The organism is Streptomyces sp. NPDC036764 (assembly GCF_055609385.1).
Map to the genome: position 1 here is coordinate 847,829 of NZ_JBVJPT010000001.1, position 22,362 is coordinate 870,190.

General features: G+C 70.9%; 20 protein-coding genes. 9 read left to right on the forward strand and 11 right to left on the reverse strand.

Annotated features, from left to right (window positions below; genetic code table 11):
• Positions 1–199: 199 nt before the first annotated feature.
• The gene (locus ACZ69Q_RS03675) at positions 200–1,699 is read right to left on the reverse strand and encodes an MFS transporter (protein ID WP_471035751.1); all 1,500 of its coding nucleotides are present in this window, start codon (positions 1,697–1,699) and stop codon (positions 200–202) included.
• A gap of 125 nt (positions 1,700–1,824) precedes the next feature.
• Between ACZ69Q_RS03675 and ACZ69Q_RS03680 the strand changes: the two genes are divergently transcribed.
• Positions 1,825–2,805 (forward strand): Lrp/AsnC family transcriptional regulator, encoded by a 981-nt coding sequence (locus tag ACZ69Q_RS03680; protein WP_471035752.1) that lies wholly within the window; start codon positions 1,825–1,827, stop codon positions 2,803–2,805.
• Positions 2,806–2,912: 107 nt separating this feature from the next.
• On the opposite strand, the gene ACZ69Q_RS03685 is transcribed toward ACZ69Q_RS03680, so the two are convergent.
• A complete protein-coding gene (locus ACZ69Q_RS03685; RefSeq protein WP_471035755.1) occupies positions 2,913–3,776 on the reverse strand; it encodes a LysR substrate-binding domain-containing protein in 864 nt (287 codons plus the stop codon).
• Between the two features lie 180 nt (positions 3,777–3,956).
• Here ACZ69Q_RS03685 and ACZ69Q_RS03690 point away from each other — a divergent pair, with 180 nt between their 5' ends.
• Positions 3,957–4,967, forward strand: a complete 1,011-nt coding sequence (locus ACZ69Q_RS03690; RefSeq protein WP_471035759.1) for a bile acid:sodium symporter family protein — start codon at positions 3,957–3,959, stop codon at positions 4,965–4,967.
• Here the strand turns inward: ACZ69Q_RS03690 and ACZ69Q_RS03695 are convergent.
• From ACZ69Q_RS03695 to ACZ69Q_RS03705, 3 genes are all read right to left on the reverse strand, one after another.
• Positions 4,903–6,138 carry a DUF4185 domain-containing protein gene (locus tag ACZ69Q_RS03695; protein WP_471035762.1) on the reverse strand — a complete coding sequence of 412 codons (1,236 nt, stop codon included), beginning with the start codon at positions 6,136–6,138 and terminating at the stop codon, positions 4,903–4,905. The genes ACZ69Q_RS03690 and ACZ69Q_RS03695 overlap by 65 nt on opposite strands.
• Positions 6,139–6,157: 19 nt before the next feature.
• A complete protein-coding gene (locus tag ACZ69Q_RS03700) occupies positions 6,158–8,044 on the reverse strand; it encodes an exo-alpha-sialidase (protein WP_471035765.1) in 1,887 nt (628 codons plus the stop codon).
• Positions 8,045–8,176: 132 nt separating this feature from the next.
• Complete coding sequence (locus tag ACZ69Q_RS03705; protein ID WP_471035768.1) at positions 8,177–9,094, reverse strand: quinone oxidoreductase family protein; 918 nt, start codon at positions 9,092–9,094, stop codon at positions 8,177–8,179.
• Between the two features lie 100 nt (positions 9,095–9,194).
• On the opposite strand from ACZ69Q_RS03705, the gene ACZ69Q_RS03710 reads away from it, so the two are divergent.
• Together ACZ69Q_RS03710 and ACZ69Q_RS03715 are read left to right on the forward strand one after the other, a co-directional pair.
• Positions 9,195–9,632 carry a MarR family winged helix-turn-helix transcriptional regulator gene (locus ACZ69Q_RS03710; protein WP_471035772.1) on the forward strand — a complete coding sequence of 146 codons (438 nt, stop codon included), beginning with the start codon at positions 9,195–9,197 and terminating at the stop codon, positions 9,630–9,632.
• A 19-nt stretch (positions 9,633–9,651) separates the two neighbouring features.
• Positions 9,652–10,179, forward strand: coding sequence for an isochorismatase family protein (locus ACZ69Q_RS03715; RefSeq protein ID WP_471035775.1), 528 nt, complete (start codon positions 9,652–9,654; stop codon positions 10,177–10,179).
• Between the two features lie 98 nt (positions 10,180–10,277).
• Here the strand turns inward: ACZ69Q_RS03715 and fdhD are convergent, their stop codons facing one another.
• The 5 genes from fdhD to ACZ69Q_RS03740 are packed head-to-tail and all read right to left on the reverse strand — an operon-like array spanning position 10,278 to position 16,708.
• A complete protein-coding gene (fdhD, locus tag ACZ69Q_RS03720) occupies positions 10,278–11,126 on the reverse strand; it encodes a formate dehydrogenase accessory sulfurtransferase FdhD (RefSeq protein WP_471035777.1) in 849 nt (282 codons plus the stop codon).
• A gap of 7 nt (positions 11,127–11,133) precedes the next feature.
• Complete coding sequence (locus ACZ69Q_RS03725; protein WP_471035781.1) at positions 11,134–11,994, reverse strand: 2Fe-2S iron-sulfur cluster-binding protein; 861 nt, start codon at positions 11,992–11,994, stop codon at positions 11,134–11,136.
• Entirely contained in the window at positions 11,991–13,814 is a 1,824-nt protein-coding gene (locus tag ACZ69Q_RS03730) for an NAD(P)H-dependent oxidoreductase subunit E (protein ID WP_471035786.1), read from the reverse strand. The genes ACZ69Q_RS03725 and ACZ69Q_RS03730 overlap by 4 nt, the downstream gene beginning before the upstream one ends.
• 6 nt (positions 13,815–13,820) lie before the next feature.
• A complete protein-coding gene (locus tag ACZ69Q_RS03735; protein ID WP_471035789.1) occupies positions 13,821–15,740 on the reverse strand; it encodes a molybdopterin oxidoreductase family protein in 1,920 nt (639 codons plus the stop codon).
• On the reverse strand, positions 15,737–16,708 hold the full coding sequence (locus ACZ69Q_RS03740; protein WP_471035794.1) for a 2-dehydropantoate 2-reductase: 972 nt from the start codon (positions 16,706–16,708) through the stop codon (positions 15,737–15,739). The genes ACZ69Q_RS03735 and ACZ69Q_RS03740 overlap by 4 nt, the downstream gene beginning before the upstream one ends.
• A gap of 286 nt (positions 16,709–16,994) precedes the next feature.
• Between ACZ69Q_RS03740 and ACZ69Q_RS03745 the strand changes: the two genes are divergently transcribed.
• The 4 genes from ACZ69Q_RS03745 to ACZ69Q_RS03760 all read left to right on the forward strand — a co-directional run bounded on the left by ACZ69Q_RS03745 (position 16,995) and on the right by ACZ69Q_RS03760 (position 20,345).
• Positions 16,995–18,326 carry an OFA family MFS transporter gene (locus ACZ69Q_RS03745; protein WP_471035797.1) on the forward strand — a complete coding sequence of 444 codons (1,332 nt, stop codon included), beginning with the start codon at positions 16,995–16,997 and terminating at the stop codon, positions 18,324–18,326.
• Positions 18,307–18,441 (forward strand): MFS transporter small subunit, encoded by a 135-nt coding sequence (locus ACZ69Q_RS03750; protein ID WP_271666792.1) that lies wholly within the window; start codon positions 18,307–18,309, stop codon positions 18,439–18,441. The genes ACZ69Q_RS03745 and ACZ69Q_RS03750 overlap by 20 nt, the downstream gene beginning before the upstream one ends.
• 149 nt (positions 18,442–18,590) lie before the next feature.
• Entirely contained in the window at positions 18,591–19,529 is a 939-nt protein-coding gene (locus tag ACZ69Q_RS03755) for a beta-ketoacyl-ACP synthase III (RefSeq protein ID WP_471035800.1), read from the forward strand.
• A gap of 138 nt (positions 19,530–19,667) precedes the next feature.
• Positions 19,668–20,345 carry a GntR family transcriptional regulator gene (locus ACZ69Q_RS03760; protein WP_471035803.1) on the forward strand — a complete coding sequence of 226 codons (678 nt, stop codon included), beginning with the start codon at positions 19,668–19,670 and terminating at the stop codon, positions 20,343–20,345.
• A 28-nt stretch (positions 20,346–20,373) separates the two neighbouring features.
• Here the strand turns inward: ACZ69Q_RS03760 and ACZ69Q_RS03765 are convergent, their stop codons facing one another.
• On the reverse strand, positions 20,374–20,874 hold the full coding sequence (locus ACZ69Q_RS03765; protein ID WP_471035805.1) for a DUF4231 domain-containing protein: 501 nt from the start codon (positions 20,872–20,874) through the stop codon (positions 20,374–20,376).
• Between the two features lie 290 nt (positions 20,875–21,164).
• On the opposite strand from ACZ69Q_RS03765, the gene ACZ69Q_RS03770 reads away from it, so the two are divergent.
• A complete protein-coding gene (locus ACZ69Q_RS03770; protein WP_471040028.1) occupies positions 21,165–22,346 on the forward strand; it encodes an ROK family protein in 1,182 nt (393 codons plus the stop codon).
• The last annotated feature ends 16 nt before the right edge of the window (positions 22,347–22,362 follow it).

Genomic DNA, 22,362 nt, shown 5'->3' on the forward strand with positions numbered 1-22,362 from the left:
TGAAAGCTACCCCACCCGCCGTGAGGGCGGGAGGGGGTCGAAAGCCGAGCGATGCTCCGGTACGCACAGGTCAGCGCAGGAAAATACGCTCACATGGGGAAGGGTCGGACAGAAAACTGACGGTTGAGTAAGTTTCGGACCCGTAATCTCCACCGAATCTGTACGACCCGATTACCGGGTACCGGCCCTGTCGATCATGTCATCCCCTGCGTACCGGCGTCTCCTCTGTCAGCGTACGCGGAGCCGCAGCCGTCACTGAGGTCTTCGTCACGGCCGGCCGCCTGACCAGGGCGAGGACCAGTACCCCGGCCACCACGCCGGTCGCCCCCGCCGCCACCGCCACCGAGTTCAGCCCGCCCGCGAAGGCGGCGCGCAGCGTCTCCTCGCCGAAGGCGCCCCGCAGCGCACCGGCGCCGCCGCCCTCCAGGGCGTGGGTCGCCCCGTCCGGCAGCGTGTCGCCCATCCGCGAGGTCAGCACCGTGCCGTACAGCGCGATGCCGAGGGCGTACCCGAGCTGCCGGAAGGTGTTCACCGCACCGCCCGCCATGCCGGAGCGCTCCGGCGGCACGGAGGCCAGCGCGGCGCCCGCGATGCCGGGGGACACCAGCCCCGTCCCGACGCCCACCAGCACCAGCCCCGGTATCAGGGCGGACGCCGTCGATCCGGCATCCAGGAACGCCATGCAGAACTGGCCCGCGCCGATCAGCAGCAGGCCCACCCCGATCGTGAGCCGCGCCGACACCCCGTGCAGCAGGCGCCCGCCGACCGCAGCGACCACGAACGACGCCAGCGACAGCCACAGGAAGACGGCACCGCCGCGCACCGGGCTCATCCCGAGCAGCGTCTGCAACCAGATCGAGGTGTACGCCATGGCCGCGAACGCCGCCGCGTTGAACGCGAGCGAACCCGCCATCACACCCGAGAACGCCGGCCGCAGGAACAGCCGGGGATCCAGCAGCGGATCGGCGACCCCCCGCTCCACCACGACGAAGCAGACCAGCGCCAGGGCCGCCCCGGCGAACCACAGCAGGGTCCCCTGCTCGCCCCACCCATGGCTCCCGGCCCGCACGGCCGCGTAGGTCACCGCACCCGCGAACGCCGCGAAGGTCACCGTGCCCGCCCAGTCGATACGACGGCCCCGCGCACCCCGCGACTCCGGCACCACCCGCAGCGTCAGCCACACCGCCGCCACGCTCACCGGCAGATTCACGTAGAAGATCCACCGCCAGCCCGGCCCGTCGGTGAGCAGCCCGCCGGCGATCGGCCCCACCGCGGCCGCCGCCCCGCTGACCGCGCCCCACACGCCGAGCGCGATCGAGCGCCGCTTGCCCTGGTAGACGGAGCCGAGCAGCGGCAGCGTCGTGGCGAACATGGCCGCCGCGCCGATCCCCTGCAGCCCCCGGGCGGCGACCAGCATCCCCGGCCCGGTCGCGACGCCGCACAGCAGCGACGCCGCCGCGAACACCACCACGCCCACGACATGGACACGCCGCCGCCCGAGCACATCGGCCGCGGCCCCCACGCCGAGCAGCAGCGCGGCCAGCGCCAGCGCGTATCCGTCCATCACCCACTGAAGATCGCTGAGCGAGGCGTCCAGCGCCCGCGCCATGTCCGGCAGCGCGACGATCGCGATCGTCACGTCCAGCAACAACATGAACGTGCCCAGGCACACGGCCGTGAGCGGCCCCCATGTGCGCATGACTGATTCCCCTCCGAATGCGAGACACGTACGCGAGATACGTACGTGTCCGTACGATGGGCCGCGCCGGTCGATCACGGCTGTGCCGGGCGGCAGATCGCCGGAATCCGACAGGGGAGGCGCCCATGGAGATGGAATCCCACGTCTTCGACCGGCTCGACCTTCAGCTCATGTACGCGCTGGAGGTGAACGGCCGGGCCTCCTTCACCCGTATCGGCGAGGTGCTCGGCGTCTCCGACCAGACCGTCGCCCGCCGCTACCGCCGGCTGTGCGCCGAGGCCGGCCTCAGGGTGGTGGCCGTCCGCGACCCCGAACGCCTCGGCCAGGACCACTGGACGATGCGGCTGCGCTGCGTACCGGACAGCGCCCAGGCCATCGCCCAGGCCCTGGCCAAACGCGACGACACCAACTGGATCGGCATCGCCTCCGGCGGCACCGAGGTCATCTTCGGCACCCGGCCACGCAGCCCCGGCGACCGCGACGACCTCCTGCTCGGCAAGCTCCCGCGCACCCCGCGTGTCCTGGAGATCCGGGCCCACCAGATCCTGCACCGCTTCTACGGCGGCCCGAGCGGCTGGCTGCGCAAGTTCTGGGTGCTCACGGAGGACCAGGTCGAGGCACTGCGCCCCGAGACGGTCCCCGAGCCGGGCCCGGCCCGTATCGACCCCGAGGACGAAGCGCTGGTGGCGGCCCTGGAACGGGACGGACGCGCCACCTACCCCGAGCTCCAGCGCGCCACCGGTCGCTCGGAGTCCGCGGTGAAGCGCCGGCTCGGTGCGCTGCTGGCGTCCGGGGCGGTGTACATCGACGTGGAGTACCTGTCCGAGACCATCGGCTACCCGTTCGCCGCCCTCCTGTGGATCACCACCACCCCGGCCGCCCTTACGTCGGTCGGCGAGGCGCTCGCCGTCCACCCCGAGATCGCCCACGCGGCGGCGACGGCGGGCCCCTGCAACATCCTCGCGACGGCGGTGGTGAGGAACATGGCGGACCTGTACGCCTACCTCAGCGGGCCGCTGGGACGGTTGGACGGGGTGCAGCACGTGGAATCATCGGTGTTTCTGCGGCGCGTGAAGCAGTTGACATATCAGCGTCCGTCGCGCTGAAGCGCCCCTTCGGGGGCGCGGGGCCGTGCTGGATCTGCGGCTGCCGCCGCGTGGGCGTGACCAGCCACGACGGACCGGCACTGGAACACGGCCCTCCGGGCGAAGCCTTAACGCCGGTGCAACCGATCCCCGCCCGCCAGAATCGCCGCCGCGAGCGCATCCGCCGCCCCCTGCGCCGCCGTACGCCGAGGCCCGTGCACCAGCACGAAGTCGACGCGCCCCAGCTCAGGCAGCCCCGACCGCTCCGGCATCCGCACCAGCCCCGGCGGAATCAGCCCCCGCGAGTGCGCCATCACCCCGAGCCCGGCCCGCGCCGCCGCGATCAGCCCGTTCAGGCTGCCGCTGGTGCACACGATCCGCCAGTCGCGACCCTGCCGCTCCAGCGCCTCCAGCGCGAGCGCCCGCGTGATGCCCGGCGGCGGATAGACGATCAACGGCACCGGACGATCCGGCTCCAGGCGGAGCCTCTCCGTGCCGATCCACACCAGCCGGTCGTGCCAGACCAGTTCGCCCCGCGGCTCCTCGGGGCGCCGCTTGGCCAGCACCAGGTCCAGTTTCCCGGCCGAGAGCTGCTCGTGCAGGGTGCCCGAGAGCTCGACCGTCAGCTCCAGGTCGACCTCGGGGTGTTCGTAGCGGAAGCCCTCCAGGATCTCCGGCAGCCGGGTCAGGACGAAGTCCTCGGACGCGCCGAAGCGCAGCCGGCCGCGCAGCCGGGTGCCGGTGAAGAAGGACGTCGCCTGCTCGTGCACCTCCAGGATCCGGCGGGCGAACCCCAGCATCGCCTCGCCGTCCTCGGTCAGCTCCACGGAGTGGGTGTCCCGGGTGAACAGGGGCCGCCCGGTGGCGTCCTCCAGCCGCCGTACATGCTGGCTCACGGTCGACTGGCGCAGCCCCAGCCGCCGGGCGGCCTGAGTGAAGCTCAGCGTCTGGGCCACCGCGAGGAAGGTACGGAGGTGGGAGGGCTCATACACACCGCCAGACTACCCGCGGTTATCGCGGAACGTGATGACAGTCAGAGTGGTATGCCGGATTCCCGATCGCTGGTCGCCGGAGGACGATGGGGAGGGCACGTCCGTGCCCGCAACCGGAAGTTCAGCGAAGCGACAGTGAAGTAGTGGAGCACAGTGAAACGCCTGCAATGGCCGCGTTGGATGCCGATCGACCCGTACATCCTGCTGTTGCTCGGGACCGTGGGCCTCGCCGCCCTGTTCCCGGCGCGCGGGACGGCCTCCGATGTGGCGTCCGGTGCCTCCACGGCCGCGATCGCCTTCCTCTTCTTCCTCTACGGCGCCCGGCTGTCCACCCGTGAGGCGGTGGACGGGCTGAAGCACTGGCGGCTCCATGCCACCGTCCTGGCCTGCACCTTCCTCGTCTTCCCGCTGCTCGGCCTGGCGGCCCGCGGCTTCGTCCCGGTGCTCCTGACACAGCCGCTGTACCAGGGCCTGCTCTTCCTCACCCTCGTCCCGTCGACCATCCAGTCGTCGATCGCCTTCACCTCGATGGCCCGCGGCAACGTGCCCGCGGCGATCTGCGCGGGCTCCTTCTCCTCGCTGGTCGGCATCGTCGTCACCCCGCTGCTCGCGGCGGCCGTGCTCGGCAGCGGCGCCGGCTTCTCGGCCGACTCGGTGGTCGAGATCGTGCTGCAACTGCTGGTGCCGTTCGTCGCCGGGCAGATGCTGCGCCGCTGGATCGGAGGCTTCGTCGCCCGGCACAAGAAGGCCCTCGGGCTCGTCGATCGCGGCTCGATCCTGCTGGTCGTCTACACCGCGTTCAGCGAGGGCATGGTCCAGGGCATCTGGCACCAGGTCAGCCCGCTGCGGCTCGGCGGACTGCTCGCCGTCGAGGCGGTGCTGCTGGCCGTGATGCTCGCCCTGACCTGGTACGGCGCGAAGGCCCTGCGCTTCAACCGCGAGGACCGCATCGCGATCCAGTTCGCCGGGTCGAAGAAGTCGCTGGCCGCCGGGCTGCCCATGGCGAGCGTCCTGTTCGGCGCGCACGCCTCGCTGGCCGTGCTGCCGCTGATGCTCTTCCACCAGATGCAGCTCATGGTGTGCGCGGTCATCGCCAAGCGCCGCGCCCACGACGCCGAGGAGACGATCACCGTGTCGGCGCCGCCCGCAGCGTCACGAACCGCGGTCGGTACAGGGACACGTTCCGGTTGAGCTGCGTCGCCGCGCCGCCGGGGTCCAGCCAGTTGACGTCGTAGCTCAGCACCAGGCGCCCGCCGCCGCTCAGTTCGGGGTGCACCTGCGGGTTGTAGGCGGCGACCTGGCCGCCCGGCGGCAGCGACGGGCTGAAGTCCCTCGTCGGCCCGTGCCACGGGCCGACGGGCGAGCAGGACCAGTACGACGTCACGCTCGTCAGCCCGTCGGTGCCGGCGGCCATGGTGAACAGCACGTACGTCCCGTCCACCCGCGCCACCGAGAACGCGCTCCCGACCCCCGCGCGCCGCCCGTCCCCCAGCACCGGTCGAAACCGCGGCCCGGCCTTCGTCCACGCGGAGCCGTCCCAGTACCGCCAGGCCCCCGGCTCGGCGAGCCGTCCCTGCGGTACCCGCGCGACATAGGCGTGCGAGACCGGACGGGAGGCCGCCTGGCCGTCGTCGCCGCCGAAGACGTACGTCCAGCCGTCCTCCTCGACCAGGGTCGTGCCGAACAGCACCCGCCGCGAGGGGTCCGGCACGAGCTGCTGGTCGAGGACCTTCACGACGGACTCGACCCGCAGATCGGGCAGCGAGAGGGTGGCCACCTCGGTGGCGGTCGGCACGCCGAAGATCCACGGTGACTGCCCGGCCGTGCGCACCCACAGCAGCACCCGCAGCACCCGCTCCGAGGAGCCGGGGGAGCGGGGCTCCACGCGGGCGGCGACCGGCCAGCGCCACTGGTTCGGGGCGGGATCGGGGAACAGCGGCGCGGGGAGCGTGCTCTGCAGACGTCCGTCGCGCATGACGACCGCCGAGTTGCGCACCAGGGGAGCGGACGCCTCCCGCCAGGTGGAGGACTCGCCGTACGGGTTGGGCGGCGCGTGCACCTGCCCGAGGTAGGTGTCCGAGAACAGCCACAGCACCCGGCCGTCCGGCAGTCGCACCGAGTGGGTGCCGTCGCCGCCGGTCCAGTCGTCGGTGCGGGACGGATCGTCGCCGTAGCGGGCGAACTCGGCGGTCAGGTCCTCATGCGCCGACCAGGACGCCACCGAGCGGGGTGCGCACGCGCCACCGCCCTCCCGTTCGCCGTCGTCCGGGAGGGCGGTGAGCAGCACGGCCGCGAGAACCAGGGCCAGCAGGAGTCCGAGGCCGGTTCCCGTGCGCTGCCGTGCTCGTGCGTCGTCGGGCACGCCCGGGACGTTAGTGGCCTCAGCCCACTTGGTCCATGGGCAGCCACAGGACGGTGTCGCGGGTGTTCACCTTCTTGCGCGCGTCGGACTGCGTCGCCGCCGCCGCGTTGAGCTCCTCGTCGCCGAGTGCCCGGTTCCACACACGCACGTCGTCGAGCGTGCCGGTGAGGAAGGCCCGGCTGTCCATGCGCTGGCCGACGTGTACACCGAACGGCGAGTTCCGGCTGACCGAACCGGGCACGTCCGTGGTGCTGACGGCCCTGCCGTCGAGGAACAGCGTCAGCAGTCCGCCGCCGCGCCGCAGGGCGAGATGGTGCCACTGACCGTCATTGGCGGCACCGCCCGCCCACACCGACGAGGTGTGCACGGTTCCGAACCCCTCCCGCGTGGTGATCAGGGCGCGCACCCGGGCGTTGTCGGGCTCCCCGCGCAGCCAGACCTGGGGCTGGGTGCTGCCGATCCCGCCCATCCACAGGAACGGCTGCTCGCCGCTCTTCGCGGAGTAGCGGAAGAACAGCGACACCGTGAACTCGCCGCTGCCCAAAGGCAGTTGAGAGCGGTACGGCAGACGTACGGCGTCGTCGCGGCCGTCGAACTCCAGGGCGTCGCCGAGCACGCCGTCGGTCTTCGCGGGGCCGCCCAGGACGGTCGCGCGGGGTGCGTCGATGGCCAGGTCGGGGGTCGTCGGGTCAGGGCCGCGCCGGGGTCCGAGCCAGTCCTCGTTGAACCGGGCGAAACGGATCTCGTCGCGCGCGTCGACGGCACCGCCCTCGTACATCAGCCCCACCGTGGACGCGTCGATCTCCGCCATGTCGGAGTACCCGGACCAGTCCGTGGTGACGACCTTGCCGCGGTCCGCGCTCTCCCAGGTGTCGCCGCTGTCATAGGAACTGCGGATCATCATGGTCCGGCGTCGATCCGGGTCGCCCGGCGCTGACAGCAGTATCCGGTTGCCCAACCGCAGTGTGGCGCCCTGGACTTGGGGCGTGTACAGGTCCGGCTGGTCGCGGAACGGCCCGGTGAAGCTGTCGCCGCCGTCGCTGCTGTACGTCTGTGAGCGGTGCCCGAGGTCGGTGCCGTCCTGCTCCCGGCCGCTGATGAGGATCGTGCCGTCGGTGCGCTCGGTGAGGGTCACTTCGGACGGCTTCTGGCGGAAGGTGCCGTCGGAGGCGGAGATGGGCCAGGAGTCGGTCGCGCCGACCCGCCAGTTGTCGCCGCCGTCGTCGCTGACGATGAGCGCGGCGTGGTTGGCGGAGACCCGACTGCCGTCCCAGGTCTCGGTGTTGACGCCGAAGACGAGCCGGCCGGCGTACTTGCCCTTGGTGAGCTGGATGCCGTGCACGGGGCCGGTGGCGTACCAGGAGTTCCAGTTCGCGGGCAGTATCTCGCTGCTCAGATCGCGCGGCTGGGACCAGGTCCGGCCGTCGTCGTCGCTGTACTGGAGATGCGGGGTCCGATTACACGGTACGGAGCAACTGCCGCTGTCCGTACGCCCCGTGTTGTACGTCTCGGCCAGCAGGATGCGCCCGGTCTCGCGGTCCACGATCGGCGCCGGGTTGCCGTGGGTGTCGCCGTTGCCCTCGTTGACGACCTGGAGCGGGCCCCAGGTGCGCCCGCCGTCGGTGGACCGCTTGAGCACGATGTCGATGTCGGCGGCGTCCCCGCAGTTGAGCACCCGCCCCTCGGCGAACGCCAGCAGCGTGCCGTCCTTGGTCTTCACGATCGCGGGAATGCGGAAGCAGGCGTACCCGGGATCCTGGGACGCCTTGAACAGAACCTGTTGCTCGAACGACGGGACCGTCTTGGCCGGTTGGGACTGCGCGGGGCCTAATGTCGCGGCCGTCGCCGAGGTGGCGACGGCCGCGACCAGGGCAGCTCTGAGACGTGCGCGAACTCTTGAAGGCATGGTGCGGCCCGCCCTTCATCGTCTGGTCATGCGTCCAGGCATCTGAACATTCGGACATCCCACGTCCAAAGTGCGCATCACAGACGTTAGTTGGGCTATCGCATACATCACAAGAACCGTGCACGTGTCACGTCACGGATGGAGTACTACTTTCCCTCGGTTGACCCGTGCCTCGATGGCCGCATGTGCCTCGGCTGCCGCCTCCAGCGCGAACTCCCCATGCGTGACGGGCTTGACGGCCCCCTCATCAAACAGCCTCCACAGCTCCTGCCGCCATCGCTCGTACAACTCCGGCTCTGTGCGAGCGATCCGCGCCATCTGGAATCCGATGACGGACTTGGCGCCGACAAGAAGGTCATATGCCCGAATCGTCCCGCCACCCGAACTGTATGCCACAAGTCGCCCGCCGGGCGTGAGCGCCGCGAGGGCGTGGCTCAGCATGTCGCCGCCGACGGCGTCGAGAAGGAAGTCGACGGGCTCCCCCCAGCCCTCCTGTCCGTACGTGACCACGTCGTCGGCGCCGAGGGAGCGCACGAAGCCGGCCTTGGCCGGATCGGACACGGCGCCCACGACCCGCCCCGCGCCCCGCACCCGCGCGAGCTGCACCGCGAGATGTCCGACCCCGCTCGCCGCCGCGGTCACCAGTGCGGCCTCTCCCGGCTCGGGCCGGGCGGCCTCCAGCGCCCCGAGCGCGACCAGGCCGCTGCGGACCAGGGCGACCGCGTCGACGGCGGTGGCGGTGTCCGGCACGGGGGAGGCCATGCCCTCGCGCAGGAGCGCGTAGTCGGCGTACCCATGTCCGAAGCACAGCCCCGTCACGCGCTCCCCGACACCGAAACGGCCGGTGCCGGGGCCCACGGCCACGACCTCGCCGGCGATCTCGCCGCCCAGCGGAACCGGCTCGGCGGCCTCGGTGACCTTGCGGACGACGGGGAGCGTGACGCCGATCGCCTCGCAGCGGACGAGCAGCTCGCCGGGGCCCGGCTGTGGGACGGGGGCCTCCTCCAGATACAGGGGCCCGCCGGTGGAGCCGTAGCGGACGCGGCGCATCGCACCTCCAGATTTCATTGGGAACACCAACGGTCTCGGTGGTCTCGAAGCTACCTACCGGTCATTGGGAAGTCCAATGAATTCTCGATAGGGTGCCTCCATGTCCGAGGCCCCGCTTCCCGCGATCCGCTCCCTGCCCAGTTGGCTGCTCGGCCGTGCGGCGGCCCGGGGGCGTGCGCTGGTCGCCGAGGCGCTCGCGGCGGAGGGCATGAAGATGTGGCACCACGTCGTGCTCTCCGCCGTCCACGACCTCGCCCCCGTCGCGCAGGCGGACCTCGGGCGCGGTGTGCGGCTCGACCCCAAGGACCTGGTCGGGATCCTCAACGACCTCCAGTCCGCCGGCCTGGTCGTGCGCGAGCCCGACCCCAAGGACCGGCGCAAGAACGCGGTCTCCCTCACGGCCGAGGGCGCACGCCTGCTCAAGCGCTGCGAGAAGGTGGCCCGCGAGGCCAACGACACGCTTCTCGCCCCGCTCTCCTCCGCCGAACGAGAGCGATTCATGGACCTGTTGATCCGGATTTCCGGTACACAGGGCTGACGCCCGATAACGTTCCGTCATGACCGCACCCCTCGAGCTCCGGCCCGCACAGACCGCCCTCGTGCTGGTCGACCTGATGGACCGCATCGTCGCGCTGCCACTTGAGCCCCGAAAAGGCACCGAAGTACTCGCCACCTCACAGGAGTTGGCGGCCTCCTTCCGTGCCTCGGGAGCCACCGTCGTCCTGATCCGCGTGGAACGCACCGGCGTCGCCGAGCAGCCGCCCGGCAGCGGCCTGGCGGCGGGCCTGCGGCAGGAGGGCGACATCGAGATCGTGAAGCGGACGATCGGCGGCTTCCAGGACACCGGCCTGCACGAGCGCCTGCGCGAACGGGGCATCGGCACGCTGGTGTTCGGCGGCATCGCCACCAACCTCGGCGTCGAGTCCACCGCCCGCGCCGCAGCCGACCTCCGCTACGACCTCGTCTTCGTCGAGGACGCGATGACGGCGTTCACGGCCCCCGAGCACGAGGCATCCGTACGGCTGGACTTCCCGAGGCTGGGTTCGGTGGTCCGGGCCGCGGATGTGGCCTTCACGGGCGGCTGAGCGGCCGCCCGGGTCATGGAAACAGCGGGGCCCCAGTTACGGCGCAGGGGGCGCTCCCCGCCGGTTCGGGGCCCCGCCGCCGTGTCGCGGGGAGCCGGTCAGGCCTGGGCGGCCGCGGTCCGCAGGGCGAGCCGGTGTTCGCCCGCGTACACGTTCATGGAGCTGCCCCGCAGAAAGCCCACGAGTGTCAGCCCGGTCTCCGCGGCCAGATCCACGGCCAGCGAGGACGGCGCCGAGACCGCGGCGAGCACCGGGATGCCCGCCATCACGGCCTTCTGCGCCAGCTCGAAGCTGGCCCGCCCCGAGACCAGCAGGATCGTCCGGGACAGCGGCAGGTCATCGTTCTGAAGGGCGCGGCCGACCAGTTTGTCGACCGCGTTGTGCCGGCCCACGTCCTCCCGTATGTCCAGCAGCTCACCGTCCTCGGCGAACAGGGCCGCCGCGTGCAGACCCCCGGTCCGGTCGAAGACCCGCTGGGCCGCGCGCAGCCGGTCGGGGAGGCTCGCGAGCAGTTCGGGATCGACCCGGACCGGGGGAGTGTCGGCTATCGGCCAGCGGGCCGTCGTACGGACGGCGTCCAGCGACGCCTTGCCGCACAGCCCGCAGGACGACGTCGTGTACACGTTCCGTTCGAGCGTGATGTCGGGGATGGTCACCCCGGGCGAGGTTCGCACGTCCACCACGTTGTACGTGTTCGAGCCGTCCACCGTGGCGCCCGCGCAGTAGACGATGTTCTGCAGGTCCGAGCCCTCGGCCAGCACGCCCTCGCTCACCAGGAAACCGGCCGCCAGCGCGAAGTCGTCACCGGGGGTGCGCATGGTGATCGCCAGCGGCTTGCCGTTGAGGCGGATCTCCAGCGGTTCCTCGGCCACGAGGGTGTCCGGGCGGCTGGAGACCGCCCCGTCCCGGATCCGGATGACCTTGCGTCGTTCCGTGACTCGTCCCATGTGTCTCTCAGTCCCGGTTCTGTACGTGCTGGTAGCCGAAACGGCCCTTGATGCAGAGGTTGCCGTGGGTCACCGGATTGTCGTGCGGCGAGGTGACCTTCACGATCTCATTGTCCTGCACGTGGAGCGTGAGGTTGCAGCCCACACCGCAGTAGGCGCACACGGTGGTCGTCTCGGACTGCTTGCTCTCGTCCCACGTACCCGCCGCCCGCATGTCGAACTCCGACTTGAACGACAGGGCGCCCGTGGGGCAGACCTCGATGCAGTTTCCGCAGTACACGCACGCCGAATCGGTCAGCGGGGCGTCGTGCTCCACCGCGATGCGCGCGTCGAACCCGCGGCCGGCGACCGAGATCGCGAAACTGTTCTGCCACTGGTCCCCGCACGCGTCCACGCACTTGTAACAGAGGATGCACTTGTCGTAGTCCCGCACATACAGATCGTTGTCGACCTTCGGCTCCTCGTTCAGGCGGGCCGCGTCCGGGCCGAAGCGGTCCGGCTTGGCCTCGTACTCCTTGAGCCACTCGGTGACCCGCGGGGTCGTCGACAGGTCGACCGAGGAGGCGAGGAGCTCCAGGACGATCTTGCGGCTGTGCCTCGCGCGCTCCGTGTCGGTCCTGACCTCCATGCCGGGCTCGGCCCTGCGCGAGCAGGCCGGGACGAGGGTGCGCGAGCGCTCGACCTCGACGACGCAGACCCGGCAGGCGTTCTTGGGCCTGAGCGTGTCCCCTTCGCACAGCGTCGGGACGTCCTTCCCTGCCGCCCGGCAGGCGTCGAGGATGGTCGACCCCTCGGGGGTGCGCACCGGCTCCCCGTCGATGGTGAACTCCAGCAGCCGGCGCGGAATCCCCAGCGATGTCACGGTCATTCGTACGCCCCCAGTCGGTCGATGGCGGATTCCACGGCGTTCCACGCGGTCTGCCCGAGACCGCAGATGGAGGCGTCCCGCATGGCGCGGCCGACCTCCCTGAGCAGGGCGATGTCATCGGCGGCCGCCGCACCCGTCCGTTCGGCGATCCGGTGCAGCGCCTCCTCCTGCCGGACCGTTCCGACCCGGCACGGCACGCACTGCCCGCACGACTCGTCGCGGAAGAACTCGGCGATGCGCAGCAGCAGCCGGGGCAGCGGAACGGTGTCGTCGAAGGCCATCACGACACCCGAGCCGAGCGTCGTGCCCGCCTCCCGCGTGCCCTCGAAGGTGAGCGGGATGCCGGTCTCGTCCGGCCGTACGAAGCCGCCCGCCGCGCCGCCCAGCAGCACCGCCCGCAGTCCGTCGCGGACCCCGGCCAGCTCCAGCAGCTCGCCGAGCGTCGCGCCGAACGGCAGCTCGTAGATCCCGGGCCGCGCGACGCTCCCGGACACGCAGAACAGCTTCGGCCCGGTGGACCTCTCAGTGCCGATCGCCGCGTACGCCGGGGCTCCCATGGTCAGGATCGGCAGGACGTTGACCAGCGTCTCGACGTTGTTCTCCACCGTCGGCTTGCCGAACAGGCCCTTCTCCACCGGGAACGGCGGCTTCGAGCGCGGCTCGCCCCGGTAGCCCTCGATGGAGTTGAACAGGGCCGTCTCCTCGCCGCAGATGTACGCCCCCGCGCCCCGCCTGATCTCGATGTCGAAGGCGTAGCCCTGGCCGAGGACGTCGTCGCCGAGGAAGCCACGCGCGCGTGCCTGCGCGATGGCGTGTTCCAGGCGCGCGAGGGCGCGCGGGTACTCGCCGCGCAGATAGAGGTAGCCCTTGTGGGCGCCGGTCGCGTACGCCGCGATCGTCATCGCCTCGACCAGCGCGTACGGGTCGCCCTCCATGAGCACGCGGTCCTTGAAGGTGCCCGGCTCCGATTCGTCGGCGTTGCAGACGAGGTAGTGCGGATGGTCGGGCTGCGACGCCGTGGCCTGCCATTTGCGGCCGGTGGGGAAGGCGGCGCCGCCGCGCCCGACCAGGCCGGAGTCGGTGACCTCGCGGATGACTCCGGCGGGACCGAGCTCGAAGGCCCGGCGCAGTGCGCGGTAGCCGCCGTGGGCGCGGTAGTCGTCGAGACTCATGGGGTCGACGACACCTACGCGCTTCAGCAGCACCAGCTCGTCGCTGCCCGCCTGCGGCACCGCCATCGCCGCCGACGGCTCCTCGGGCGCCGAGTCCGGGGCGCTGGCGGCGAGGACGGCGTCATGCACGGTCGCCGGCGCCGAGACGGCCGTGCGCACCGGATCCCCGGCCTTGATCGCGAGCGCCGCCGGCGCCCGTTCGCACAGCCCCAGACACGGGCTGCGCTCGACCGACACTCCGCTGCCGAGGCCGAGCCGTGCCTCGATCCCGGCGCACAGCTCGCTCGCGCCGGCCGCCACGCAGGCGAGGTCCGTGCACACATGGAGCACGGTCGACGGACGCGGCTTGACCGAGAACATGGCGTAGAAGGTGGCGACGCCGTACGCCTCCGACGGCGGCACCGTCAGCCGCCGGCACAGGTGGTCGAGGGCGCCCTCGCTGATCCAGCCGATCCGGTCGTTGATCGCGTGCAGCCCCGGCAACAGCAGGTCGCGGCGGTCCCGGGCCTCGCGCCCGCCCCGGGCCCACCTCAGATCGGCGTCGGAGCGGTCGGCCCCCTCCCAGGACGACTCGGGCGGCCCGAGCAGGGCGTCGACGGCCGCCCGTTCGTCGTCCGTCGGTTTGCTGTCACCGAAGTGCAGGTCCACTTGAGGTCACCTCACGATGGTCGCGACGGGGAGCTTCTCGATCCGGATCGCCGACGCCTTGAACTCCGCCGTCCCCGCGATCGGGCAGTTCGCCTCGATCGTGAGCTGGTTGGTGTCCACCTCGTCGGGAAAGTGCATGGTCATGAAGGCGAGCCCGGGCCGCAGTGCCGTGTCGACCCAGACCGGCGCGACGACCGAGCCGCGCCGCGAGGTCACCTGGACCTCCTCGCCGACGACGACCCCGTACCGCTCGGCGTCCTCCGGGCTGATCTCGACGTACTCGCCGCGCCGCAGCGGGGAGGCGAAACTCCCGCTCTGCACGCCGGTGTTGTAGGAGTCGAGCCGCCGTCCGGTGGTGAGCCGGACCGGGTACTCCTCGTCGGTCAGGTCGACCGGCGGATCGTGCTGGACGATCCCGAACGGCGCCGGCATGCCGCGCTCGGCGGGGTCGCTCTCCCACAACCGGCCGTGCAGATAGCTCGGTTCGAGCCGGTCGGTGCTCGGGCACGGCCACTGGATGCCCTGGTGCTCCGCCAGCCGGTCGTACGTCATTCCGTAGTGGTCCGGGGAGACCGAGCGCAGTTCGTTCCAGACGGCCTCGGAATCCGCGTACTTCCACTCGTGGCCGAGCCGTCCCGCCAGCTCGCAGATGATGTCGATGTCCTCGCGCGCCTCGCCGGGCGGGGTGACGGCCCGGCGAACCCGCTGGACCCGTCGCTCGCTGTTGGTGGTGGTGCCGTCGGTCTCCGCCCAGCCGGCTGTCGCCGGGAGCACGACGTCGGCGAGCTCGGCCGTCTTCGTCAGGAAGATGTCCTGGACGACGAGGAAGTCGAGCTGCCGCATGCGCCGCATGGCCTGCTCGCTGTCCGCCTCCGACTGCGCCGGGTTCTCGCCGATGCAGTAGACGGCCTGGAGCGTGCCCTCCTCCATCGCCTCGAACATCTCGGTGAGGTTGAGGCCGTAGTGGGGCTGGATGACGGTGTCCCAGGCCGACTCGAATTTGAGGCGGGTGTCCGGGTCGAGGATGTCCTGGAAGCCGGGCAGACGGTTGGGGATCGCGCCCATGTCGCCGCCGCCCTGCACGTTGTTCTGGCCGCGCAGGGGTTGCAGTCCGCTGCCGTAACGGCCGACGTGCCCGGTCAGCAGAGTGAGGTTGATCAGCGCGCGGACGTTGTCGGTGCCGTTGTGGTGCTCGGTGATGCCGAGGGTCCAGCAGAGCTGGGCGCGCTCGGCGCGGGCGTAGGCGTGGGCCAGCTCCTTGATGGCAGCGGCCGGCACGCCCGTCACCTTCTCCGCCAGGGACAGCGTCCATGGCTCGACGAGTGCCTTGTACTCCTCGAAGCCGCTGGTCGCCCGCTCGATGAACGCCTGGTTCGCGAGGCCCGCGTGGATGATCTCGCGGCCGATCGCGTGCGCCATCGGGATGTCGGTGCCGACGTTCAGCCCCAGCCAGCTCTCCGCCCACTCGGCGGTGGAGGTGCGGCGCGGGTCGACGGCGTACATCCGGGCGCCGTTCCTGATGCCCTTCAGCACGTGCTGGAAGAAGATCGGGTGCGCGAAGCGGGCGTTGGAGCCCCACATCACGATGACGTCGGTGTGCTCGATCTCCTCGTAGGACGAGGTGCCCCCGCCCGATCCGAAGGCCGCCGACAGGCCGGCGACGCTGGGGGCGTGACAGGTCCGGTTGCAGGAGTCGACGTTGTTCGTGCCCATGACGACGCGGGCGAACTTCTGCGCCACGTAGTTCATCTCGTTGGTGGCCCGGGCGCAGGAGAACATGCCGAAGGCGCCCCGGTTGCGGGCCAGTCCGGCGGCCGCCCGGTCCAGGGCCTCCTCCCAGGTCGCCGGCCGGAACGGCTCGTCGCGGGAGTCGCGGACGAGCGGGTGGGTCAGCCGGGTGTAGTTCTTCGGTTGCCGTTTCCTCATGCGGCGCTCCTCAGCGCGAGCAGGTCCGAGATGGCGTGCACGGTGCGCAGGGTGGGCACCTGTACGCCGGTGATCTCCGCCAACTCGACGACCGCCGCGAGGAGTACGTCGAGTTCGAGCGGCTTGCCGCGCTCCAGGTCCTGGAGCGTGGAGGTGCGGTGGTCGCCGACCTTCTCGGCGCCCGCGAGGCGGCGCTCGATGGAGATGCCGACCTCGCAGCCGAGGGCCTCGGCGACCGTGAGCGTCTCGGTCATCATGATCTCGATGACCTTGCGGGTGCCGCCGTGCAGACACATCTGCCGCATGGTGGCGCGGGCCAGCGCGCTGATCGGGTTGAAGGAGATGTTGCCCAGCAGCTTGAGCCAGATGTCGTTGCGCAGGTCGGGTTCGACCGGGCACTTGAGACCGCCGGCGATCATGGCCTCGCTGAGGTCCAGACAGCGCTTGGAGATGCTGCGGTCGGGCTCGCCGATGGAGAACCGGGTGCCTTCCAGGTGCCGTACGACACCGGGGCCTTCGAGCTCGGTCGCGGCGTAGACGACGCAGCCGATGGCCCGTTCGGGCGCGAGCACCGCACTGACCGCGCCGTCCGGGTCCACGCTCTCGACGCGGTGGCCGTCGTGGGGTCCGCCGTGGCGGTGGAAGTACCACCAGGGGATGCCGTTCTGGGCGGCCACGACGGCCGTCGTGTCGTGCAGCAGTGGTTCGATCAGCGGCCCGCACGCCGCGTACGAGTTGGCCTTCAGGCCCAGGAAGACGAAGTCGACCGGGCCGATGTCGGCCGGGTCGTCGGTGGCGTGGGCGCGCGCGGTGAAGTCACCGCGTGGACTGAGCACGCGCACTCCGTGCTGCCTCATGGCCGCGAGATGCGGTCCACGGGCGATCAGGTGCACGTCGGCACCCGCGCGATGCAGCGCGGCTCCGACGTAGGCGCCGATGGCACCGGCACCGAGGACTGCAACTTTCACTTCGGAACGCTCCGTTCGGTCGAGGGAGTACCGCGGAGGTGGCTGGGAAGTTGTCGGACCGGCCGAAGACACAGGGGGCCGAATCCTGTCGACGGAATATTGTCTACAGTATGGATAGAGGGTCAGCAAGGGTTCGCGCACGCCCTTCGCCGAGGCTTTGCGCCCCGCCCCCGGCACGGCCTTCCGGACGGTGTTCGACCGTTCGTCGCGTCCTGCATACCGCTCACCGAATACGGTCGACGCGCCGCCTTCTCAACCGAGTTGCCCGTCCCTACCGTTCGGGATCATGAGTCCACCGCTCGCGCCCCCGGGATGGAGCCGCTGGCTGGTTCCGCCCGCCGCTCTCTCGGTTCATCTGTCCATCGGCCAGGCCTACGCCTGGAGTGTGTTCAAGCCACCGCTCGAATCCGCGCTCGGCCTCAGCGGCACCCAGAGCGCACTGCCGTTCCAGCTCGGCATCGTCATGCTCGGCCTGTCCGCCGCCTTCGGCGGCACGCTGGTGGAGCGCAACGGCCCGCGCTGGGCCATGACGGTCGCCCTGGTCTGCTTCTCCTCCGGCTTCCTGCTCTCCGCACTCGGCGCGGCCACGGAGCAGTACTGGCTGATCGTCCTCGGCTACGGCTTCGTCGGCGGCATAGGCCTCGGCATCGGCTACATCTCACCGGTCTCCACACTGATCAAGTGGTTCCCCGACCGGCCCGGCATGGCCACCGGCATCGCGATCATGGGCTTCGGCGGCGGCGCGCTCATCGCCTCGCCCTGGTCGGCGCAGATGCTGGAGTCGTTCGGCAGCGACAGCTCCGGGATCGCGCTCGCGTTCCTGGTGCACGGGCTGTCGTACGCCGTCTTCATGCTGCTCGGTGTGCTGCTGGTCCGGGTGCCGCGCACCGAGAAGCCGGTCGGCGACGGGCCGGCCGTCTTCGAGGGGCCGCAGGTGTCCGCCCGCAACGCCGTGCGCACGCCGCAGTTCTGGTGTCTGTGGGTCGTGCTCTGCATGAACGTGACCGCGGGCATCGGCATCCTGGAGAAGGCCGCGCCGATGATCACGGACTTCTTCGCGAACACCTCCACACCGGTGTCGGCGTCGGCCGCGGCCGGCTTCGTCGCGCTGCTGTCCGCCGCCAACATGGCGGGCCGGATCGGCTGGTCGTCGACCTCCGACCTGATCGGGCGCAAGAACGTCTACCGGCTGTACCTGGGCGCGGGCGCCCTGATGTACGGCGTGATCGCGCTGGCCGGCGACTCGTCGAAGCCGCTGTTCATCCTCTGCGCGCTGGTGATCCTGTCCTTCTACGGCGGCGGTTTCGCGACGATCCCCGCCTATCTGAAGGACCTCTTCGGGACCTACCAGGTCGGCGCCATCCACGGGCGGCTGCTCACCGCCTGGTCCACGGCCGGCGTCCTCGGGCCGCTGATCGTGAACTGGATCGCGGACCGGCAGGAGGAGGCGGGCAAGAGCGGCTCGTCCCTGTACACGCTGTCCCTGTTCATCATGATCGGACTGCTCGTCGTCGGCTTCGTCGCCAATGAGCTCGTCCGGCCCGTCCACCCCCGCCACCACATCCCCGTGCCGGCGCAAGCGGAGAAGGAGGCCGCGGATGTCCAGCGACAGCAGTAGCCCGCCGCCCGACCGGCGGGGCCTGATCGCCTTCGCCTGGGTATGGGTGGGGGTGCCGCTCGCCTACGGGCTCTACGAACTCGTACAGAAGGCGACGCAGCTCTTCACCGGGTAGGCGTTCGGGAGTTGTTCGGGCGTCCGAGGGTCTGATGGAAGCTGACAACGAGGGCGCCCGATTCCTGTGGCATCACGTGCCGCCGTACCGGTGAGTCACTGATCAGACTGGTGAATCCCGCTACCCGAGGTTCGAGGGGATCACCAACGATGAACGGCTCGCGCATCGCCGCAGTCGGCCACTATCAGCCCGCCAGGATACTCACCAACAAGGATCTGGCGGGCATGGTCGACACCAGTGACGAGTGGATCACATCTCGGGTGGGCATCCGTACGCGCCACATCGCCGGGCCCGACGAGCCCGTCGACGAACTCGCCGGCCACGCCGCGGCCAAGGCGCTCGCTGCGGCGGGCCTCACGCCCGGCGACATCGACCTGGTCCTGGTCGCCACGTCGACCGCCATCGACCGCTCCCCGAACATGGCCGCGCGGGTCGCCGCCCGGCTCGGCATCCCGTCGCCGGCCGCGATGGACATAAACGTCGTCTGCGCCGGTTTCACCCACGCCCTGGCCACCGCCGACCATGCCGTGCGGGCGGGGGCGGCGGCGCGGGCGCTGGTGATCGGCGCGGACAAGATGTCCGACGTGACGGACTGGAGCGACCGCACGACCTGTGTGCTGGTCGGGGACGGCGCCGGGGCGGCCGTCGTCGAGGCGTCCGAGGACGCCGGCATCGGACCGGTGCTGTGGGGATCGGTGCCCGAGATGGGGCACGCGGTACGTATCGAGGGCCAGCCCGCGCGGTTCGCGCAGGAGGGGCAGAGCGTCTACCGCTGGGCGACCACGCAGTTGCCGGCCATCGCCCGCCGGGCCTGCGAGCGGGCGGGCCTCGCGCCCGAGGACCTCGCCGGGGTCGTCCTGCACCAGGCCAACCTGCGCATCATCGAGCCCCTCGCCGAGAAGCTCGGCGCGGTCAACGCCGTGGTGGCACGCGATGTCTCCGAATCCGGGAACACCTCGGCGGCGAGCATTCCGCTGGCCCTGTCCAAGCTCGTGGAGCAGGGGCGGATCTCCAGCGGGGACCCGGTGCTGCTGTTCGGGTTCGGCGGGAACCTGTCGTACGCCGGACAGGTCGTGCGCTGCCCCTGACGCATGTGTGATGTGGCCAACTCGCCGTTTCCCTGGCCCTGTGCGCCGTAGACTGTAGACGAAAGACAATCAATACTGCTTTCAGTGACGATCGGCTACGGGATGCAGTCGCCCGGCGTTCGCCCAGGAGGGGAACCGATGTTGTCGACAGGACTGCCGCAGGGTGCGGTGCCCAAGCTCGAACGGCCCGGCCCGCTGCGCGACCGCGTCTACGAGGCGCTGCTCGAACTCATCACGACCCGCGCCCTCCAGCCCGGCCAGCATCTGGTCGAGAGCGAACTGGCAGGTCACCTGGGCGTGTCGCGCCAGCCGGTACGTGAGGCGCTGCAGCGGCTGAACACCGAGGGCTGGGTCGATCTACGGCCCGCGCAGGGCGCGTTCGTGCACGAGCCCACGGAGGAGGAGGCCGACCAGCTCCTCACCGTCCGCACCCTCCTGGAGGCCGAGGCGGCCCGGCTCGCCGCGGCTCATACGGACAGCGCCGGCATCAAGGCCCTGGAGCAGCTCTGCGCGGAGGGTGAGAAGGCCGTCGCCGCGGACGACGTGGACGCGGCCGTCGCCCTCAACGCCCGCTTCCACGCGAAGATCATGGAACTCGCCGGCAACGCGGTCCTCGCCGAACTCGCGGCCCAGGTCGACCGCCGGGTCCGCTGGTACTACACGCCGGTCGCCCGCCAGCGCGGCCACCAGTCCTGGATCGAACACCGCGGAATGATCGCCGCGATCACCGCCCGCGACGAACAGCAGGCCACCCAACTGATGCGAGAGCACACGGAGCACACGCGACGGTCGTATCACGCGCGGGGCAAGTCCTGAGGATCGATGGTCCTGCGCCTACCGGTCTTTACGGCAGCAGGTTGTTCCCCGTGGTCTCCGTGCGGGGGGCCGCCAGTTGGACCCAAGTGCCCATCTCTCGCTGTTCGATGCGGGTGACGGCGGCGGCCAGTGCCTGGTCGCGGGTCTCGGGGGCGGCGTACGGCTCCGCCCCCGTGCAGTAGAGGCGGCGTTCCGCCTCGACCGCCTCGCGGGCCTGGCTGAAGCGCAGGTAGTCGTCCTGCCAGTGGAAGGCCGAGCGCAGGCCGGTGATCACCACGACGATGCCGCCCAGGACGGCGGGGATCTCGGCGTTCCTGGACGACAGGACCGCCGAGACCGGGATGGCGGCCGAGAAGAGCAGCAGCAGGGTCTCGGAGAGCCGGAAGTTGCGGCGCGCTCGGATGGCGGCGCTGTGGTACCAGTCGTACGAACCGTTCGCCAGGCGCATCGCGTAGCCGGGGCCGGCTTCGGGTGAGCCGTCGGACCGGGGCGTCGTCGTCGGTTCGTCGGCCGAGGAATCCTGAGCCATTCGCGCTCCCCCCAAAGCACCTGCTGTCAGCAGGGAAAGAGTAGCCAACCAAGCCCCGTTGCAGGCCTCCTGGCGTAAATCGCCGATCAGTTGTGGCGCAGCCGAACCCGCCCGGTGGCGTCGTCCGGCCCGCCTTTGTCCTGTGAGTGGAGAAAGTTGACGGCAATCTCTGCTCAAGTTCTTCCCAGTCCCGGCGGCCACTGCTACGTTCCCCTCGAAAGCAGGTCACCGAGGTGGCCGAAACCCGGCGCGCTCAGGCCGATTGAGGCGGGGAGGGGCTCGTGAGACGTATGACGGCGCGACCCGCTAACGGTCATCAGGCAAAGCTGCTCAGGCTGCTGCGCGACGGCGGGCCCAACTCCCGGGCCCAGTTGGGCGATCAGATCGATCTCTCGCGGTCCAAGCTGGCCGTGGAGGTGGACCGCCTGCTGGAGACGGGACTGGCCGTCGCCGACGGACTCGCCGCCTCACGCGGTGGCCGCCGGTCGCACAACATCCGGCTCAACCCCGACCTGCGCTTCCTCGGCGTCGACATCGGTGCGACCTCGGTCGACGTCGCCGTCACCAACGCCGAGCTGGAGATCCTCGGACACCTCAACCACCCCATGGACGTACGCGAGGGACCCGTCGCGGTCTTCGAGCAAGTCCTGTCCATGGCCGCCAAGTTGAGGGCCTCCGGTCTCGCGGAGGGTTTCGACGGCGCCGGCATCGGCGTCCCGGGACCGGTCCGCTTCCCCGAGGGCGTCCCGGTGGCTCCGCCGATCATGCCGGGCTGGGACGGCTTCCCCGTGCGGGAGGCGCTCAGCCAGGAACTCGGCTGCCCGGTCATGGTCGACAACGACGTGAACCTCATGGCGATGGGAGAGCAGCACGCGGGCGTCGCACGCTCCGTGGGCGACTTCCTCTGCGTCAAGATCGGCACCGGCATCGGCTGCGGCATCGTCGCGGGCGGTGACGTCCACCGCGGTGTCACCGGCAGCGCGGGCGACATCGGGCACATCCAGGCCGTGCCCGACGGCCGCCCCTGCGCCTGCGGCAACCGGGGGTGTCTGGAAGCGCACTTCAGCGGGGCGGCCCTCGCCCGGGACGCCGTCGAGGCGGCCCAGCAGGGACTGTCGGAGGAACTCGCCTCGCGGCTGGAGGCGAACGGCACCCTGACCGCTGTCGACGTCGCCGCCGCGGCCGCCGCCGGCGACGCCACCGCACTCGACCTGATCCGCGAGGGCGGCAACCGCGTCGGCCAGGTCATCGCCGGACTCGTCAGCTTCTTCAACCCGGGCCTGGTGGTGATCGGCGGCGGGGTGACCGGCCTCGGCCACAACCTGCTCGCCGCGATCCGCACCCAGGTCTACCGCCAGTCGCTGCCGCTTGCGACCGGCAACCTCCCCATCGTGCTGGGGGAGTTGGGCCCCACCGCCGGAGTCATCGGCGCGGCCCGGCTCATCAGCGACCACCTGTTCTCACCCGCGTAAGCCACTCACTCCATAC